The organism is Escherichia sp. R1, assembly GCF_003000935.1.
Taxonomy (GTDB): Bacteria; Pseudomonadota; Gammaproteobacteria; order Enterobacterales; family Enterobacteriaceae; genus Escherichia; species Escherichia coli.
Genome location: NZ_PSRU01000019.1, coordinates 100,456 through 119,216, shown reverse-complemented (window position 1 = coordinate 119,216; position 18,761 = coordinate 100,456). Strand labels below are relative to the sequence as shown.

At 48.7% G+C, this 18,761-nt stretch carries 18 protein-coding genes and 2 pseudogenes; 13 read left to right on the top strand and 7 right to left on the bottom strand.

Translation table 11 applies throughout. The features are described from left to right. From C4F37_RS21260 to C4F37_RS21225, 8 genes and pseudogenes are all read left to right on the top strand, one after another. Positions 1-778 (top strand): type VI secretion system Vgr family protein (locus tag C4F37_RS21260; protein ID WP_234026522.1); only part of this gene is annotated, 778 nt, incomplete at its 5' end. A 106-nt stretch (positions 779-884) separates the two neighbouring features. Continuing rightward, positions 885-1,931 (top strand): DUF2169 family type VI secretion system accessory protein, encoded by a 1,047-nt coding sequence (locus C4F37_RS21255; RefSeq protein WP_000571854.1) that lies wholly within the window; start codon positions 885-887, stop codon positions 1,929-1,931. Then, positions 1,924-3,363 carry a PAAR-like domain-containing protein gene (locus C4F37_RS21250; RefSeq protein WP_001538300.1) on the top strand — a complete coding sequence of 480 codons (1,440 nt, stop codon included), beginning with the start codon at positions 1,924-1,926 and terminating at the stop codon, positions 3,361-3,363. Before C4F37_RS21255 ends, C4F37_RS21250 begins: the two co-directional genes overlap by 8 nt. Next, positions 3,338-3,628: a hypothetical protein gene (locus C4F37_RS21245; protein WP_000513317.1), complete on the top strand. Its 291-nt coding sequence runs from the start codon at positions 3,338-3,340 to the stop codon at positions 3,626-3,628. The genes C4F37_RS21250 and C4F37_RS21245 overlap by 26 nt, the downstream gene beginning before the upstream one ends. A 257-nt stretch (positions 3,629-3,885) precedes the next feature. Further along, positions 3,886-4,650: pseudogene (locus C4F37_RS21240) on the top strand (ISAs1 family transposase). A 228-nt stretch (positions 4,651-4,878) separates the two neighbouring features. Beyond that, positions 4,879-5,382, top strand: a complete 504-nt coding sequence (locus C4F37_RS21235; protein ID WP_000227711.1) for a hypothetical protein — start codon at positions 4,879-4,881, stop codon at positions 5,380-5,382. A gap of 93 nt (positions 5,383-5,475) precedes the next feature. After that, on the top strand, positions 5,476-5,964 hold the full coding sequence (locus tag C4F37_RS21230) for an integrating conjugative element protein (protein WP_001298174.1): 489 nt from the start codon (positions 5,476-5,478) through the stop codon (positions 5,962-5,964). 25 nt (positions 5,965-5,989) lie between these two features. Then, positions 5,990-6,184 (top strand): annotated as a pseudogene (locus tag C4F37_RS21225) (ISAs1 family transposase); the annotation flags it as partial. A gap of 50 nt (positions 6,185-6,234) precedes the next feature. Here the strand turns inward: C4F37_RS21225 and yafV are convergent. Then, positions 6,235-7,005, bottom strand: coding sequence for a 2-oxoglutaramate amidase (gene yafV, locus C4F37_RS21220; RefSeq protein ID WP_001118054.1), 771 nt, complete (start codon positions 7,003-7,005; stop codon positions 6,235-6,237). 180 nt (positions 7,006-7,185) lie between these two features. Between yafV and ivy the strand changes: the two genes are divergently transcribed. Next, the gene (gene ivy / locus C4F37_RS21215; protein ID WP_001308392.1) at positions 7,186-7,632 is read left to right on the top strand and encodes an Ivy family C-type lysozyme inhibitor; all 447 of its coding nucleotides are present in this window, start codon (positions 7,186-7,188) and stop codon (positions 7,630-7,632) included. 42 nt (positions 7,633-7,674) lie between these two features. Here the strand turns inward: ivy and fadE are convergent, their stop codons facing one another. Then, positions 7,675-10,119, bottom strand: a complete 2,445-nt coding sequence (gene fadE, locus C4F37_RS21210) for an acyl-CoA dehydrogenase FadE (RefSeq protein ID WP_000973130.1) — start codon at positions 10,117-10,119, stop codon at positions 7,675-7,677. Positions 10,120-10,358: 239 nt separating this feature from the next. Here fadE and lpcA point away from each other — a divergent pair, with 239 nt between their 5' ends. Together lpcA and C4F37_RS21200 are read left to right on the top strand one after the other, a co-directional pair. Further along, complete coding sequence (lpcA, locus tag C4F37_RS21205) at positions 10,359-10,937, top strand: D-sedoheptulose 7-phosphate isomerase (protein WP_000284050.1); 579 nt, start codon at positions 10,359-10,361, stop codon at positions 10,935-10,937. 204 nt (positions 10,938-11,141) lie between these two features. Next, positions 11,142-11,909 (top strand): class II glutamine amidotransferase, encoded by a 768-nt coding sequence (locus C4F37_RS21200; protein WP_001538302.1) that lies wholly within the window; start codon positions 11,142-11,144, stop codon positions 11,907-11,909. Here C4F37_RS21200 and dpaA read toward each other — a convergent pair. Continuing rightward, a complete protein-coding gene (gene dpaA / locus C4F37_RS21195) occupies positions 11,880-12,620 on the bottom strand; it encodes a peptidoglycan meso-diaminopimelic acid protein amidase (protein ID WP_001225679.1) in 741 nt (246 codons plus the stop codon). The genes C4F37_RS21200 and dpaA overlap by 30 nt on opposite strands. A gap of 311 nt (positions 12,621-12,931) precedes the next feature. Between dpaA and C4F37_RS21190 the strand changes: the two genes are divergently transcribed. Beyond that, entirely contained in the window at positions 12,932-13,681 is a 750-nt protein-coding gene (locus C4F37_RS21190) for a C40 family peptidase (protein WP_000093934.1), read from the top strand. 175 nt (positions 13,682-13,856) lie between these two features. Continuing rightward, positions 13,857-14,354, top strand: coding sequence for an REP-associated tyrosine transposase RayT (gene rayT / locus C4F37_RS21185; RefSeq protein WP_000006241.1), 498 nt, complete (start codon positions 13,857-13,859; stop codon positions 14,352-14,354). On the opposite strand, the gene C4F37_RS27415 is transcribed toward rayT, so the two are convergent. From C4F37_RS27415 to fliR, 4 genes are all read right to left on the bottom strand, one after another. Further along, the gene (locus C4F37_RS27415) at positions 14,349-14,693 is read right to left on the bottom strand and encodes a hypothetical protein (RefSeq protein ID WP_124072110.1); all 345 of its coding nucleotides are present in this window, start codon (positions 14,691-14,693) and stop codon (positions 14,349-14,351) included. The two genes, rayT and C4F37_RS27415, sit on opposite strands and share 6 nt — an antisense overlap. Before the next feature lie 78 nt (positions 14,694-14,771). Next, the gene (gene flhA, locus C4F37_RS21180) at positions 14,772-16,865 is read right to left on the bottom strand and encodes a flagellar biosynthesis protein FlhA (RefSeq protein WP_001538304.1); all 2,094 of its coding nucleotides are present in this window, start codon (positions 16,863-16,865) and stop codon (positions 14,772-14,774) included. Beyond that, positions 16,849-17,988: a flagellar type III secretion system protein FlhB gene (gene flhB, locus C4F37_RS21175; protein WP_001538305.1), complete on the bottom strand. Its 1,140-nt coding sequence runs from the start codon at positions 17,986-17,988 to the stop codon at positions 16,849-16,851. Before flhB ends, flhA begins: the two co-directional genes overlap by 17 nt. After that, positions 17,978-18,760 carry a flagellar biosynthetic protein FliR gene (gene fliR / locus C4F37_RS21170; RefSeq protein WP_001260496.1) on the bottom strand — a complete coding sequence of 261 codons (783 nt, stop codon included), beginning with the start codon at positions 18,758-18,760 and terminating at the stop codon, positions 17,978-17,980. Before fliR ends, flhB begins: the two co-directional genes overlap by 11 nt. Position 18,761 lies beyond the last annotated feature (1 nt).

Here is an 18,761-nt window from a genome sequence, read left to right as displayed (position 1 = left end):
GGAGGAGAGTTCGTGCTGGGTGAGGGTGTCACAGGCGTGGGCGGGGCCGGGATTTGGTAATCTGGCGATACCGCGGGTGGGCCAGGAGGTGATTGTTGATTTCCTGAACGGGGACCCGGACCAGCCGCTGGTCATGGGCAGGACGTACCATGAGGACAACCGTTCACCAGGGGACCTGCCGGGGACGAAGACGCAGATGACGATACGGTCGAAGACCTATAAAGGAAGCGGCTTTAATGAACTGCGGTTTGAAGACGCCACGGGCGGTGAACAGGTCTATATCCACGCGCAGAAGAACATGGATACGGAGGTGCTGAATAATCGGACGACGGATGTGAAGGCTGACCACACGGAGACCATTGGTAACGACCAGAAGATAACGGTGGGGTTGGGCCAGACGGTGAATGTGGGGAGCAAAAAGGAAGGTGGTCATGACCAGAAAGTGACGGTAGCGAACGATCAGCATCTCACGATAAAAAATGACCGGCACAAGGTTGTAAATAACAACCAGACAAGCAAGGTGACGGGAACTGATACCGAAGAAGTCGTCAAAAAACAGAGTATTAAAATAGGTGATAATTACGAACTGAAAGTTGAGCATGGTACAAATATCATATCTGGGGACAGTATTGAGCTAATTTGTGGGCAGGGAGAGAGCGGGACTTGTTCCATAAAACTGGAGAAAACAGGAAAGATAATAATACGGGGGACGGAGTTTCTATTTGAGGCTACCGGTCCTGTAGATATTAAAGGAAAAGATATTCATCTGAACGGATAGTGCAGGATATAAAACATGGTGATTGTATTTGCTTTATACGCCTGTGAATCACCATTTGTGATTGTTTAAATTAATCATAGCATGACTTATTCAGGAATCAATAAGCATGATAGAAATGAAAAATAACACGCCATTTCCTTTGTTGTCATTTGAAAAATATGGTCGTTATGGTCTTTTGTTTGATGTTATTGCTATTAAAATGTCATTGCGAATTAAAAATGGATTTTATGCTGATCTTGCTGAGTTTCAAAAAGAATTGTCCATGTCTGATGAATACTATGGGGAGTCTGAAACAAGTAGTCTAAAATCTGAAACAGACTTAGTTCTTTGTAAAAGAAATACAGATATTCACGTGACAGGTAGTGCTCATGCCCCTTCAGGGGATAAGTCTCAGTGGAAGGCTTGTGTGAGGGTTAATAGTTTTTCTAAAGAACTGAGTTTATCTGGTGTCCGCTACTTACAATATGAGCGAAATCGTTGGCAGATGAGCTTACCAGATAAAATTATTAATGTTCCTCTACGCTATGAGCTTGCTTACGGTGGTATTTGGCAACCAGATGGTATGGAGAAATTGGTTTTTTCAGCAAACCCTGTAGGTTGTGGATATTATCCTGATATTTCTCAACTTAATACAAGTTGTCAATATAAACTCCCACAAATAACCAGCTCTGCTTTGTCAGAAAACGCTACCATTTTTAATGGGGAATCTGACTTTTTTCAAGGTGTTGGCCCTGTATCTCGATGGTGGAAAAGTCGCCTCCAGTATGCAGGAACCTACAATGAAGTATGGCGTGAAAAGCGCTATCCCTATTTGCCGGATGATTTTGATGAGCGGTTCTACAATAGTGCTCATCCGGATATGATATACACGGGGTTTCTCTCTGGCGATGAAAACATCTCTCTTGAAGGTTTTTTTAAATTTGAACAGGTTGTTAAGACAAAATTGCCAGGTATACGACCTGTACTTATATTAAAAACCAAGAATAATACATCACATATGTTCTTACCTGTTGCGGATACAATGGTTATCGATTTAAGTCGACAGGAAATATACCTTACCTGGAGATTAACAATACCTGATTTTTTTGGAATGAAAGAAGGAGTGCTGAGTTGTATTATTCCTGAATGTATAGGGAAAAAATATTATGGGTAACTATCATATCGGGGATGGTGAATGTAGATTTAGAGTCGTGTGTTCTTCACCAGATGTATGTGAAGTAGGAGGTTACAAGGTTCCTTTTGACAGTTACCAGACTTTAGATAGTGAAAGACAGTACAGTTCAACGGTATGGGCGCGTGGATGCAGAGCTTTAAATGTTGGTTCAGTGATTGCTGGAACTCAAAGTAATGCCGGTAAAGGTGTCATATCCGGTACATCTCAAGGAACGGGTGACTGTGTTATTTTAACGGGAAGTCCGACTGTAACAATAGAAGGGAAACCTGTTGCTTATCATGGTTCAGTTGTTGGGATTAATAACCACAACTGCCTTGGTAAATTGTATACCAAAATAAAATCACCAATGATTTCTGTCATTGATAGAACTTTTAATTATGAAAGGACTGCTGAAGTAATACACGATTTACTGCTTCTGAAGGATCTCCTCTCTGTTGGTAATATTTTTGACGGAGATATTTCACCTGAGGTTAAAAATAATTTATTTCAAATAAAAGATCCTGACCAATCATGGGGGGAGTTTTTTTCAATAAAGAATATCAGAGAATCTCTCAGGAATGGTATTGAAGGAGATAAATCTCAGATCAGAGAATGGTTTGGAGAGAACACACTTACTCAAATGGGGAATGGAGCAATCACCACTTTACATGGTGTGGCGGATTTAGCCTTAGTTACATTCGATGCTCTGTTAGATACGGCAACGGCAACGGTTGCTTGCCCGATAGGCGAAGATGGGTTATGTGAACAGGCAAATATAAATTTAAATGAAAAAGAACAAGCTTTATTTAATATTAGTAATTCATTGATAAATGGGCAAGCATGGGATGCACTTAAAAAAATGATAATGGATACAAATAATGGTGATCAGATTGCTCTGGAGCATTTTGCCAGCTTTTTATGGGGCTTTATGATACCCGCAAAAATACCAGAAGAAAATATCTCTGGGAAAGTATTTGTAGAGCCAGTAGTTTTAGAAGGTGGTGCTGGTGGCAATTGGACAGTATTTGATGAGGTTTTAGATTCAAATGTAATAAAGCAATTGACTTTAACAGGCTGTGGAGCGGCCTGTGGGGAAATGTTGCTTAGGGATAGGTATATTTTTGTCACGCAAAATGTAATTGGAACAGAATTAACATCTATGACGTCGCTGGCAAACAAGCTTAATAAATTTGATGTCGGCTGGGAAGGGAATGCAGTGAGCGAATCTAGTTTATATGCCCTCAGTAATACTGGTTCATGGGGAGCAATGATGTGGGATTCTGGAAGTAAAGTAGGGCATTGGGTACTTGTTAAGGGTGTTGATGATGCTGGGAATGTGATAATATATGATCCATATCAAGGGAGTCGATATCTGATGACTGAACAGGAATTTAAGGAGGTATGGAATGGGCATAGTGTTTACAAACCATAATATTGATTTGTTATCGGTTGAATTTGATGAGATTACAAAAAATTGTAATTACACTTTTAGTGTAGATGGAGAGACGGCTATCTTTACTGCTAGAATATCAATAATAAGAAATATAAAGGGAATTAAATATAGCGAAGAACTTGATAAATTTATAATGTCAATAATGCCATTGCAGCCTAAAGTATCAAAAATTTTGGGAGGTGTTACTTGGGATTGTATTTGTGGTAAGGAAGTTGGATTTCCTGTGAGATTAATTGGTAAGTGAAGGGTGGTGAGGTATTTCTATATTTTTTTCGTGAAAGTCTTTAAAACTGAAATTATCTTGTTTGGAGCCCAAGGTGAGATCATAAAACGTATTATTTTATAAATATTGTTATGCAGGGAAAGGTCAAGTAATGCTGCTTTTTTGTACTAAATAATTCGCATTTTATGTTCAATAATTGAGGTGTTCCTTATTACCTAAAGCTGTTTTTCATTGCTTATACATGATCAAATACTCATTGCCTAATTAAGGGGGACAAAATGGAACTTAAAAAATTGATGGAACATATTTCTATTATTCCCGATTACAGGCAAGCCTGGAAAGTGGAACATAAATTGCCAGATATTCTATCTGTTAACTATTTGCGCCGTTATTTCTGGTGCATAATGCTGGGAAGATATAGAGGATTTGGGGAAACACATCTCGATTTTTTGAAGTGATATGGTGATTTTGAAAATGGTATTCCTGTTCACGATATCATTGCCAGAGTTGTATCCTGTATCAGTCCTGCAAAATTTCATGAGTGCTTTATTAACTGGATGCGTGACTGCCATTCCTCAGATGATAAAGATGTCATTGCAATTGATGGAAAAACGCTTCGGCACTCTTATGACAAGAGTCGCCGCAAGGGAGCGATTTATGTCATTAAAATCAGTCTTCATATTATTTGCGATGTCCCTGATGAACTTATTGATTTCACGTTTGAATGGAAAGAGCTGAAGAAATTATGCATGGCAGTCTCCTTTCGTTCAATAATAACAGAACAAAAGAAAGAGCCAGAAATGACGGACAGATATTATAGCATTTCTGCTGATTTAACCGCAGAGAAGTTCGCCACAGCGAACCGAAATCACTGGTACGTGGAGAATAAGCTGCACTGGCATCTGGACGTGGTAATGAATAAAGACGACTTCAAAATAAGAAGAGGAAATGCAGCATAATTATTTTCAGGGATACGGAAGATCGCTATTAATATTTTAACGAAAGATAAGATACTCAAGGCAGGGGCAAGATGTAAGATGTGAAAAGCAGCTGTGGACAGAGACTACCTCGCGTCAGTCCTTGCGGGGGCGGGCTTTCGTAATCTTGCTCTGCAAGGGATGATAAAAAGTGCAACTTTATTCCACGCAGCTATTTAGACAGCGTACAGTAAACAAATGAAAGTTGTTATTTCAATGGTCAGGGCAAGAGCATGAAGTGTTTACTACACACTATGCTCTTGTCCTGGCGTCAGGTCTTGTTTGGAGGGATAAATGGTAGATATTGTCGAGGCCGATAAAACGGATATTTATTTCATTCAGGAGAGTGTTTATGGCAAAATCGGGTTGCCAGCTTTTGGTAATACAATAGGACCATCCGCACAGCAAGTTGTTAAAAAGGTATTCGCTGTCGTTAAAGAACGAGATAAGACACATGCAAAACAGAGATTATTGTTGGAATATAATGGTAACAAACTCTGGATGAATGCTATTGATGGCAGTGAAGCTATCCTACCAACAGAATTTTCTAAGCGATACGAACTTTCATTATTCAATACTACTAATTTTGGAGAAGATCCTTTTCCTGATGTTAATTTATATAATAATATGAAATCAAGTTTTTTTGTAAGGTTTGGTGGAACATCCCATCCCGAGGCTTGGGCTATTTATAATGCAAGTACGAAAGAGGTTAAATATATAGAAACTGCAAGAGAAATTGATAAAATATTCAGTGATTTTAACTTGAGTGGTCCATTGCCAATTCACATTGGTCAATGATTTTTTAAATTGTGTGATTAAATAATTGAACATTAATGATGATTTATAGCATCATTATTATTCTATAACATGAATAAACGGATTGAATGTGTTATGTTAAAAATGAGTTTATACGTAATAATATTGTTATTTTCCCTTCAGTTTAGTGCAGCCATTACTGGCAAGGAAAGTGAGGTTGTTTCACCATTATTAATGGATGTTAATCCTTCACTAACAATGGAAAATATTTCTGAATTATCCACATCATCGGAACCATCGCAACAGGGGGTATTTCCTGTAATATGTACTCGACTTCATCCTGGCTCCGTAATGAAACGTCAGTTATTAACCGGCTGGGGGCCTGTTTTTATAATTGGTGATGATCCTTTTTCTCTGCGCTGGATGAGTGAACATCTGGAGATCCTTAAATCGCTAAATGCCCTTGGTTTGGTTGTTAATGTTGAATCAGTAGAACGAATGGAGGTATTACAGCAGCGGGCTGATGGGTTATTGTTATTGCCAGTTATCTGCGATAATTTTGTGCAAGCTCTGCAATTAAATGCTTATCCGGTATTAATCACAGAGATGGAAATATCACAATGATTAATAACATAATTACTGCTAATAATATGGTGATTTTGAAAATGGTAATCCTGTTCACGACACCATAATCAGAGTTATGTCCTGTATCCGTTCAGTAAAATTTCACGAATGCTTTATTAACCGGATGCGTGAATGTCATTCTTCAGACGACATAGACGTCATTGCGATTGATGGAAAAGCACTTCCACACTCCTGTGATAAAAGTCGTCGCAGGAGAGCGGGCTTTCGTAGTCTTCCCCGACTCTCCCCGGCCCTAAACACAACCCCCACTCACCACAACCTAAACTCATCCGCATCCTGCCATGCCGGAAACTTTTCTCTATATTCCCGCAATGCCATCATCGATAGCTCCGCATCAATGCGCGTTGCCTGATGCGCGTCGGCAGTAGCGATAATCTCGCCTTGTGGATTAATCACCCGGCTGTCACCGCGATAATGGCAGCCGTTGCCATCGCTGCCGACGCGATTACATCCCGCTACATACGCCTGATTCTCAATCGCGCGGGCTGTCAGCAATGCCTGCCAGTGCAGAGAACGCGGTGCAGGCCAGTTGGCAACGTAGATGGCGAGGTCATAATCGTTGAGATTGCGCGACCACACCGGAAAACGTAAGTCGTAGCACACCAGCGGCAAAATACGCCAGCCGCGCCATTCCACAATCACTCGCTCATTGCCCGCTTTATAATGCAGATGCTCATCTGCCATGCGGAACAGATGACGCTTATCATAAAAATGTACCGTGCCGCCCGGCTCAACCAGCAAAAAGCGGTTAACCGAATCAGACTCCGTTTGTAATGCAACACTGCCTGCAATCAGCGCATTGCACTGCTGCGCTTTAGCGGTCATCCAGCTCACTACGTCATCTTGTGCTAGCGACGAAGCTGCCGCTTCCATGGCAAAGCCGCTGGTAAACATCTCCGGTAGAACGATCACATCGCGCCCGGTAATACCTTCCAGTTGACGATCAAAATGGCGCAGGTTGGCAGGACCATCCATCCACACCAGTGGTTGCTGCAAAAGCGTAATCTTCAAACCAGGCACGGTGTACAACTCCTTTATGCGAAGGGTTTTATAACTCTAACACCTTATCAGGCAGTTGCCTTAGCGCAGAATAAATTGATAACAAATGCTGATATTGGAAATATCTGATTTGCAAATTATCGTGTTATCGCCAGGCTTTAGGGAGTTAATCACATGGGCAGGATAAGCCCGGGAGGAATGATGTTTAAGGCAATAACGACAGTCGCCGCTCTGGTCATCGCCACCAGTGCAATGGCGCAGGATGATTTAACCATTAGCAGTCTTGCAAAGGGCGAAACCACCAAAGCGGCGTTTAATCAGATGGTGCAAGGGCATAAGCTGCCTGCCTGGGTGATGAAAGGCGGTACTTATACTCCCGCACAAACCGTGACATTGGGAGATGAGACGTATCAGGTGATGAGCGCGTGCAAACCGCATGACTGTGGCTCGCAACGTATCGCTGTGATGTGGTCCGAGAAATCTAATCAGATGACGGGGCTGTTCTCGACTATTGATGAGAAAACGTCGCAAGAGAAACTCACCTGGTTGAATGTGAACGATGCGCTTTCGATTGATGGTAAAACGGTGCTGTTCGCGGCGTTGACCGGCAGCCTGGAAAACCATCCGGATGGCTTTAATTTTAAATAATTAGCGGATAAAGAAACGGAGCCTTTCGGCTCCGTTATTCAATTACGCGGCTTCAACTTTCCGCACTTTCTCCGGCAACTTTACCGGCTTCGTCGCCAGCTCTTCCGGATCAAAGTCATCAACGTTAATACTGCGCAGACGGCTTTCTTCAGCTTTCACCAGAATAGCGGCTTCATCTTTATCAATCAGCCCCTTCGCCAGCGCGTTGTGCGCCAGTTCATCCAGACGGGTAAACGGCAGGTTTTTACCCAGCTCTTTACAGATCCGCTGATGAATCGGGTCGGCGGCAATCACATCCACTAGCGCCTCTTCCAGTAAACCAACCGGGTTATGCTCGCTCGGCGTCAGGTACTGACCGCGACCAATGCGGGAACGGGTGGCGTTCGGCACTTGTAAAATCTTCGCCACCTTATGATCCAGCTTGTCAGAAGGTGCCAGATAATGACGTCCGGTCGGGAAGATCACCACATTCAGCAGCCCGGCAACCACGCGGTTCGGGAAGTTTTGCAGTAAATCGTCCATCGCCTGTTCTGCCTGATACAGCGCATCCTGTACGCCCCAGTGCACCAGCGGCAGATCGGCTTCATTACGGCCTTCGTCGTCATAACGCTTCAGAACGGCAGAGGCGAGGTAAAGCTGGCTTAAAATATCCCCCAGACGTGCCGAGATACGCTCGCGACGTTTCAGGCTGCCGCCCAGCACAGCCATCGAGACATCAGAAAGCAGGGCGAGGTTGGCGCTCAGGCGGTTCAGGTGCTGATAGTAGCGTTTAGTGGCATCGCCGGTTGGCGTGCTGCTGGTTAAACCGCGCGTCAGGCCCAGCCAGAAGCTGCGAACTTTGTTGCTACCGACGTGACCGATATGTTTAAACAGGAGTTTATCGAACGCGTTGACGTCATTGTTCTTCGCCGCTTCCATCTCTTCCAGCACGTACGGATGGCAACGAATCGCCCCCTGACCGAAAATCATCATGCTACGGGTCAGAATATTTGCCCCTTCAACGGTGATGGCAATCGGTGCCCCCTGGTAAGCACGGGCCAGGAAGTTGCTTTGCCCGAGCATAATGCCTTTGCCACCAGTGATATCCATCGCATCAATAATCGACTGCTGCCCGCGGTGGGTACAGTGATACTTAACGATAGCCGACAGCACGGCGGGTTTTTCACCGAGCATAATGCCGTAGGTAATCAGCGATGCCGCAGCATCCATTACATAGGCATTACCGGCAATACGCGCCAGCGGCTCTTCAATCCCTTCCATCTTACCAATAGAAATTTTGAACTGACGGCGAATGTGCGCATACGCACCCGTTGCCAGTGCTACCGATTTCACGCCGCCGGTTGAGTTGGAAGGCAGGGTGATGCCGCGGCCTACCGAGAGGCACTCCACCAGCATCCGCCAGCCTTGCCCGGCCATTTTCGGCCCGCCGATGATGTAATCGATCGGCACGAACACATCTTTACCGCGCGTCGGTCCGTTCTGGAACGGTACGTTCAGCGGGAAGTGGCGACGACCAATTTCCACGCCCGGCGTGGTGGTCGGGATCAGCGCACAGGTAATACCTAAATCTTCTGCACCGCCGAGTAATTTCTCCGGGTCGGAGAGTTTAAACGCCAGACCAAGCACGGTCGCAATCGGTGCCAGCGTAATGTAGCGTTTGTTCCAGGTCAGACGCATTCCCAGCACCTGCTGGCCCTGCCATTCGCCCATGCAGACAATCCCGGTATCCGGAATCGCGCCCGCATCGGAACCCGCTTCGGGGCTGGTCAGTGCAAAGCAAGGGATCTCCTGACCACGCGCCAGACGCGGCAGATAGTGATTTTTCTGCTCGTCAGTGCCGTAATGTTGCAGCAGCTCGCCCGGGCCTAATGAGTTCGGCACGCCGACGGTAATCGCCAGGATCCCGCTCACGCCGGAGAGTTTTTGCAGCACGCGAGACTGGGCATAAGCCGAGAACTCCAGCCCGCCGTACTCTTTTTTGATGATCATCGCGAAGAAACGATGCTCTTTAAGGTACGCCCATAACTCCGGCGGCAGGTCCGCCAGCTCATGAGTAATCTGGAAATCATTCGCCATCCGGCAGGCTTCTTCTACCGGACCGTCGAGAAACGCTTGCTCTTCAGCGGTCAGGCGCGGCTGCGGATAGTTATGCAGCTTTTTCCAGTCCGGCTTGCCCTGGAACAAGTCGCCCTCCCACCAGGTGGTGCCCGCATCAATCGCTTCTTTCTCAGTGCGCGACATCGGCGGCATCACCTTACGGAAACCGCGAAATACCGGTGCGGAAATCATCGACTTACGCATAGGCGCAAAGTTAAATGGCACGAGGATAATGGCCAGAGGCACTAGTACCCACGCCGACCACAGACCAGCAACGCCGAGGACGGCTGTCCAGGCGAGCAAAATCAGACTGCTGATAAATAAGCTCACGCGGTGATAGAACAATGCGCCGAGCAGGACAACCGTAGCGAGAATACTCAAAATCATCATAACGAAAAGCCCCTTACTTGTAGGAGGTCTGACCACTTGTGATGATATGGTTGTAGTGGATGTAAAAACATTTAGCAATGTGTTTACAATATAATTACAACAAAGCTCACATTGTTGCTGTTTTTATCCGCACTTCAGGTCAAAAAGTCCTGGTCATAGCACCTGCCCGTACTTCTCGCTTTTGGCGGTATCCGGTACACTGCATTTTGTCTATTACATTTATGCTGAAGGATATCCTCATGTACCAGGATCTTATTCGTAATGAACTGAACGAAGCGGCGGAAACGCTGGCTAACTTTTTAAAAGATGACGCCAATATTCACGCCATTCAGCGCGCGGCGGTCCTGTTAGCAGACAGCTTTAAAGCCGGTGGCAAAGTGCTTTCCTGTGGCAACGGCGGCTCCCATTGCGACGCCATGCACTTTGCCGAAGAGTTGACCGGTCGCTACCGTGAAAACCGTCCGGGCTACCCGGCGATTGCCATTTCTGACGTTAGTCATATTTCCTGCGTCGGTAACGATTTTGGTTTCAATGATATTTTCTCCCGTTACGTTGAAGCGGTAGGTCGCGAAGGCGATGTACTGCTGGGGATCTCCACCTCCGGTAACTCTGCAAACGTGATCAAAGCGATCGCAGCGGCGCGTGAGAAGGGGATGAAAGTGATCACCCTGACGGGTAAAGACGGCGGCAAAATGGCTGGCACGGCGGATATTGAAATTCGCGTTCCGCACTTTGGTTATGCCGACCGCATTCAGGAGATCCACATTAAAGTGATCCATATCCTGATCCAGTTAATTGAAAAAGAGATGGTTAAGTAAGTCTGGCGTAGGCCGGATAAGGCGTTTACGCCGCATCCGGCATTTGTGCTCTGATGCCTGATGCGACGCTGACGCGTCTTATCATGCCTACAATCTGCACCCGAACCGTAGGCCGAATAATGCGTTCACGCCACATCCGACCTGAAAATTCTTAAATCAATCTTCGCCGGGGGCCATGCGCTCCCGCTGTTGTGGAGGTTACCCATGTGCGAATTGCTCGGGATGAGTGCCAACGTCCCTACCGATATCTGCTTTAGTTTCACCGGACTTGTACAGCGTGGTGGTGGAACCGGGCCACATAAAGATGGCTGGGGCATTACCTTTTACGAAGGTAAAGGCTGTCGCACATTTAAAGATCCGCAACCCAGCTTTAATTCCCCCATCGCCAAACTTGTCCAGGACTACCCGATAAAATCCTGTTCGGTGGTGGCTCATATTCGCCAGGCTAATCGGGGCGAGGTGGCGCTGGAAAATACTCACCCGTTTACCCGCGAGTTATGGGGGCGTAACTGGACTTATGCCCATAATGGACAACTGACGGGCTACAAATCACTGGAAACCGGCAACTTCCGCCCGGTCGGTGAAACCGATAGCGAAAAAGCCTTTTGCTGGCTCCTGCATAAATTAACGCAGCGTTACCCGCGCACACCGGGCAACATGGCGGCAGTATTTAAATATATCGCCTCACTGGCGGATGAACTGCGGCAGAAGGGCGTTTTCAACATGCTGCTTTCTGACGGGCGCTATGTAATGGCGTATTGCTCGACTAATTTACACTGGATCACCCGCCGCGCGCCGTTTGGCGTGGCAACGTTGCTGGATCAGGATGTGGAAATCGACTTCAGCTCGCAGACCACACCGAATGATGTGGTCACGGTGATTGCGACACAGCCGCTGACGGGCAATGAAGCCTGGCAAAAGATTATGCCAGGTGAATGGCGCTTATTTTGCCTCGGGGAGTGTGTAGTTTGATGCCAGTTGTGGCTGCACAACTTCGTGGCTTAACGGCTTGCTGACCACGTAACGGCCATTGACCACAGAAACGGTCGGTGGCTTACGGGTTTGCTCAAAGTAGTCGTAACCTGGCTTCAGCTGCTCCCAGAAGTCCTTAAAGTTGGAATATTTATGGCGCTTCATATTGGCGTCGGTCATGCGGAACGGGTAAATACTCACTTGCACGCTCGGCTGACCAAAAACCAGCGCACCAGTAACGAACTGGAAGATCTCATCAATACCCTGATTGGTCATCGCGTAGCAGCCGATGGAAACACAATCGCCGTGGATCATCAGGTATTTCCCTTCATAACCATGCGCACGGTCATAGGCATTGGGGAAACCGATATTAATCGCCTTGTAGTAACGGCTGTCTGGTTTTAACTGATTACGCTGGACGCTATAAAACCCTTCCGGGCTTTTGAAATCGCCCTGACGCTGTTTTGGCCCCAAGCCGCCGGAATATTTACAGATTTTATAGCTGTCGAGCAGTTGATATTGCTCGCCCATTTTGACGTAGAGATCGAGCGTACGTTCTTCCTTGAAGATCTGGATGTAGACAGGGGATCCCATCAACTGCTGCTTATACTCTTTGCTCACTGGCGTGGTCGAGCTACTGCTGCCCAGCAAACCGGCAAACGAAACGCACGGGATCAACAACATCGCAAGAATTAATGCGATTTTACGCATACTGCTTATTCCTTGATAAAACGGTTACACACGCCAGGACGGCAAAATGAATCCCAAATCGGAATAGTCTGGATTTGGAAGGCTCACATTATCACCAAAAGAGTTTTACGCAAGCCTGTCGGCGCAGGGTTTACAAATTTAGCACAGGGGCAGTTTTCAAGAGTCCGAAAAGCGCATGGATTGTAGATTTATTTCTTATTTCCTAAGATTATGAAACCGCAATAGTAATATGCAAATAAGCAATTAATAATCCCGTTTACTCCTCCGGTCTTTTAAAATTCTCACCTTCATTCAGCTGGTTTATGTCCTTCATGTCTTCGTTCTTGCACGGCAGATTTCTGCATCCAGGCGTGTTTTCGTTATGCGTTTTGCTCCCTTTACTCGCCAGCGCCACCACATCACATATCTCTTTTAGCTACGCCGCCCGCCAGCGGATGCAAAACCGTGCGCGTTTATTAAAACAGTACCAAACCCATCTGAAAAAGCAGGCCAGCTATATTGTGGAAGGCAATGCCAAAAGCAGAAGGGCGCTGCGCCAGCATAATCGGGAGCAGATAAAACAGCATCCAGAATGGTTTCCTGCGCCGCTCAAGGCGAGTGACAGACGCTGGCAGGCGTTGGTGGAGAATAATCATTTCTTAAGCAGCGACCATCTACATAACATCACCGAAGTGGCGATTCACCGCCTGGAGCAGCAGCTAGGTAAGCCTTATATCTGGGGGGGCACGCGGCCTGATAAAGGCTTCGACTGTAGCGGGTTGGTTTTTTATGCCTACAACAAGATCCTTGAGGCTAAGCTCCCGCGCACGGCCAATGAGATGTACCACTACCGTCGGGCAACGATTGTGGCGAATAACGACCTGCGCCGGGGAGATTTGCTGTTTTTCCATATCCACAGTCGTGAGATAGCCGACCATATGGGCGTATATCTTGGAGACGGTCAGTTTATCGAGTCACCGCGCACCGGGGAAACCATTCGGGTAAGTCGGTTAGCCGAACCTTTCTGGCAGGATCACTTTTTAGGCGCGCGGCGGATTTTGACGGAAGAGACGATTTTGTAGGCCGGATAAGGCGTTCACGCCGCATCCGGCGGTTGTGCGCCGGTGTCTGATGCGACGCTACGCGTCTTATCATGCCTACAAATCTGTGCATTTTTTGCGAGCCGCTTTCCCGATTTAACACAACATCATTGCCGACTTTTCCTTTTCTTCTTACCGTTGAGAAAAAGGAGTCGTTATGTCTGAATATCGTCGTTATTACATCAAGGGGGGAACCTGGTTTTTCACGGTAAATTTACAGAATCGTCGAAACCAACTTTTGACCACCCAGTTTCAGACGCTCCGTAACGTTATTATTAAAGTTAAGCGAGACAGACCTTTTGAAATTAACGCTTGGGTAGTTTTGCCGGAGCATATGCATTGCATATGGACATTACCTGAAGGCGATGATGATTTTTCCTCGCGCTGGCGGGAAATTAAAAAGCAATTTACCCATGCTTGTGGATTGAAAAATATCTGGCAACCACGTTTTTGGGAACATGCTATCCGCAATACCAAAGACTATCGCCATCATGTTGATTATATTTATATAAATCCAGTAAAACATGGTTGGGTAAAACAAGTGAGTGATTGGCCATTCTCAACGTTTCACCGCGATGTTGCGAAAGGGTTATATCCCATCGATTGGGCGGGAGACGTAACGGATTTTAGTGCTGGGGAGCGTATCATTTTATAGCTGTGCGCCGATGCCTGATGCGACGCAGACGCGTCTTATCATGCCTACAAAACCGCGCTCACCCGTAGGCCGGATAAGGCATGTACGCCGCATCCGGCAGTTGTACGCCGATGCCAGATGCGACGCTACGCGTCTTATCATGCCGACAAAACCGCGCTCATCCGTAGGCCGGATAAGGCGTTCACGCCGCATCCGGCGGTTGTGCATCGGTGCCAGATGCGCCGCTACGCGTCTTATCATGCCGACAAAACCGCGCTCACCCGTAGGCCGGATAAGGCGTTCACGCCGCATCCGGCAGTTGTGCACCGGTGCCAGATGCGCCGCTACGCGTCTTATCATGCCGACAAAACCGTGCTCACCCGTAGGCCGGATAAGGCGTTCACGCCGCATCCGGCAATATGCACCGATGCCGGATGCCTACATCAACGCCCCCATTATCTTCAACTCCAGCTCATCCGGCACTTCGTTATACGACAGCACATGCAGCCCCGGCGCAAACAACCTTGCGTAGCGCGCCAGCAAGGGGCGCAGCTGCGGCGGCACCAGCAGCACCGGATCTTTCCCCGCCGCTTTCATCTGCTCCTTCACCTGAGGCATCGTGCTCTGGAACTGGTTGAGCATATTCGGATCCACTGGCACGCTATCAAGCATCACTTTCCCGCCCTGCTGCGCCTGATTCACCACGTTGGTCAGCAGATTTTCCAGCTCATTATTCAGCGTATACACCGTCAGCTCCTGCTTGCGAACGAACGGATGGGTTATGCTGCGCCGCAGCGCCAGGCGCACATCGGCCGCCAGCAGAATATGATCTTTAGTCACCGCACTACTGGCGACCAACACGGTGGCGATGGTGACGATATCGCGCAGGGAAACGCCTTCAGTTAGTAGCGCCCGGTACACTTTCAGCAACTGGCTGTAATTGAGCGCTGCGCTCAAATCTTCCGCCAGTCGCGGTGCCATCGACGACAAACGGTTATGCAGCTGAGTAATATCGTCATAGTTAAACAAATCAGGAATATAGCTGCGCACAATCTTATTCACATGGGTGGCAATTACGCTGGCGCTGTCGATCACCTGATACCCCATATTCAGCGCCTTCGCTTTCTGCGCGGGCTGAATCCAGGTGACCGGCATCCCGTACGCCGGGTCATTCCCCAGTACGCCGTCAATCTCGCCGTAGGTTTCGCTGGAGGGCAGGGCCATCAGTTTATCTGCCGGAATATCCGCTTCATCAGCCTTAATGCCGTTGATGAAAATGGCGTACTGGCTGGGCTTGAGGCGGAAATTTTCCCGAATGCGGATCTCCGGCAGCAGCACGCCGTTGCCGTCGGAAATCACCTGCCGTACGCCGCGAATACGCTGGGTGAGCGGGTTGCCCTGCGCTTTATCCACCAGCGCCACCAGTTTGTAGCCGAGGCTTAAACTGATAGGTTCGATCAGCGGAATAGTTTCCCAACTGACCTGTTGCTCGCTGGTTTCTGTCATCGTACGGGTTAGCGTTTCGAGGCTTTTCTCTTCCGCCTCCGCTGCCTGTGGGCGCTTGCTCATCCGCCAGCCGGTAAAACCAAGCAGGGCGGTGAACAGCAAAAACGGCAGGTGCGGCATCCCCGGCACCACCGCCAGCACAAACATGATCCCGGTGGCGGTGTAGAGAACCGACGGGCTTGCCAGCAACTGATTACGCACGTCATGGGCGATATCACCGTTATCGCTGACGCGGGTGACGATAATCGCCGCCGCGGTGGAGAGCAGCAGGGAAGGGATTTGCGCCACCAGCCCATCGCCGATAGTCATCAGCACATATTGCTGGAAGGCGGCGTCGGCGCTCAGGTTGTATTTGAAGATGCCGATACAGACGCCGCCGATCAGGTTGATCGCCAGAATCATCATCCCGGCGATGGCGTCCCCGCGCACAAACTTCGATGCCCCGTCCATTGCGCCGTAGAAATCGGCCTCGCTGGCAACATCTTTACGCCGGGTTTGTGCCTGCGCCTGGTTGATCAATCCGGCGTTAAGATCGGCGTCAATCGCCATCTGTTTACCGGGCATCGCGTCCAGGGTAAAGCGGGCAGAAACCTCGGAGATACGCTCGGCCCCTTTGGTGACGACAATAAAGTTGATGATCATCAGGATGATAAACACCACGAAACCGACGACAAAGTTGCCGCCAATCACCACCTGACCAAACGACTCAATCACCTTACCCGCCGCGCCCACGCCGAGATGGCCATGTAGCAGCACCACGCGCGTGGAGGCGACGTTGAGCGTCAGGCGCATTAAGGTGGTGATAAGCAAAATGGTCGGGAACAGGCTGAATTCCAGCGGCCTTTTCGCTGACACCGCCACCAGCAGCACCATCACCGCCAGCACAATGTTGAAGGTGAACAGAATATCCAGCAGCGCAGGCGGCAGCGGCAGAATAACCATCGCCAGAATACACAGGATCACCAACGGCACGCCGAGATTGCCGCCGCGCAGCGGCGCGAGGAACGATTTAGTTGTTTTCGCCATCCAGTTTAAGTACCTCTTTGGGAATGGAAATATGTCTGTTCAGGGCCGGGCGCGGCTGTGCGCCCTCGCGCCAGTGTTTCATTTGCAGGACGTAGGTCAGAACGTGGGCGATGGCCCGGTAAAGCTGAAACGGAATTTGCTGGTTCACCTGCGTGGTGTAGTAAACCGAGCGCGCCAGTCGCGGGAACTCGACCACTTCCACCTGATTTTCAGTGGCGACCTGGCGGATATAGAGGGCGATTTCATCGGTGCCTTTCGCCACCACAAACGGCGCGGCGGCACGTGATGAGTCATACTGTAACGCCACGGCGTAGTGGGTCGGGTTGGTGATCACCACGTTGGCTTTCGGCACCACTTTGCGAATTTGCCCCATCGCCAGTTGCCGTTGCAGCCGCCGCACGCGCGCCTTCACTTCCGGCTTGCCTTCCTGATTTTTGTACTCTTCTTTCAGCTCCTGTTTGGTCATCTTCAGCCCTTTGGTGAACAGGGCTTTCGCCAGCGGCACGTCGAGAAGCGCAAAGAAGATAAACAGGATGACAAAGTTGCGCATCACGCTGGCGTAGAGCGATAACCCCTCATTCATCGCCAGTTTGAACGGCAGCGCCTGCAGGCCGAGAAAGGCGGCAAAGTTATTGCGCAGGCTTACCCACAGCATTACCAGCACCACCACCGACTTCACTGTCATCTTCCCCGTTTCCGCCAGATGTTCGTTGGAAAACAGTCGCCCAATGCCTTTTAACGGGCTGATTTTGCTGAAATCCGGGAGGATTTTTTTCGGCAAAAACAGCCAGCCGCCGGGCACCAGTGAGGAGAGCAGTGCGGCGGCGGGCATCGGCAGCAACGTAAGGATAAACTTGCCGAGAATTAACAGGTGATGGCGCAGAAACTGGCCGATCACCTGCGGGTTATTAATCTGCTGCGCGTACTGATGCACGCTGATAAAACTCTCGCGCACAAAATCGGCATACCACGGGAAACTGCTGGAGATCACCACAAACGCCGCAAACAGGCTCGCTGCCAGCCCCATATCCTTCGAGCGCGGTAGCTGCCCCTCTTCACGCGCTTTACGCAGCTTTTGCGCCGAGGGTTTCTCTGTTTTTTCTTCGCTGCTGCTATCCGCCATAGTGACCTTTCAGCGCGTCGAGTTGCTGCAACACAAAATTCGCCAGATGCAGATAGTGATCTGGCAGGTTGTAGAGCAGGGTGGCGAAGCAGACCAGCCCCGCCAGCATGTTGATGGGAAAGCCAAGAGAAAAAAGGTTCAACGGCGGCGCAATACGGTTGAGCAAGCCAAAGCAGCCCTGCACAATCAGCATGATAAAAGTGGTCGGCAGCGCCAGCAGCGATGCCGACGCCAGCACCCAGCTAAAGGCCAGTGCGATGGTACGCAGGGTTTGCGGATGCAGCGCGTTGCCGATCGGCCAGTAGGTGAAACCCTTATACAGCACGCTTACCAGCAGCAGATGCCCGTCCATGGCAAAAAACAGCAGGATCGCGTAGACGTTAATTAGCTCCGCCAGCACGGTGGTCGATGCGCCGCTGCTCGGGTCGTTCATCACCGCCATGCTCATCCCCATATTGAACGAGAGAATTTGCCCGGCCAGTTGTAGCGCCAGAAACAGAAACTGAAACATCAGCCCGAATAACATGCCCCATAAAATTTGCTCTACCGTCAGGATCAGGCTATTGAGCGAAAGCAGGTCGTGGGGAATGGGATGGGGGATCAACGGCGTGATGATGATCGCCAGCGCCAGCGACAAAATAATCCGCACGCGCGCGGTCAGGGCGCTGTTATCCAGCACCGGCATATAGCGCAGAAACGCCATAATGCGCACGAAGGGAAACCACAGCCCCAGCGCCAGATCCATCAGTTGCGTAACGTCGCTTGTGCGCATC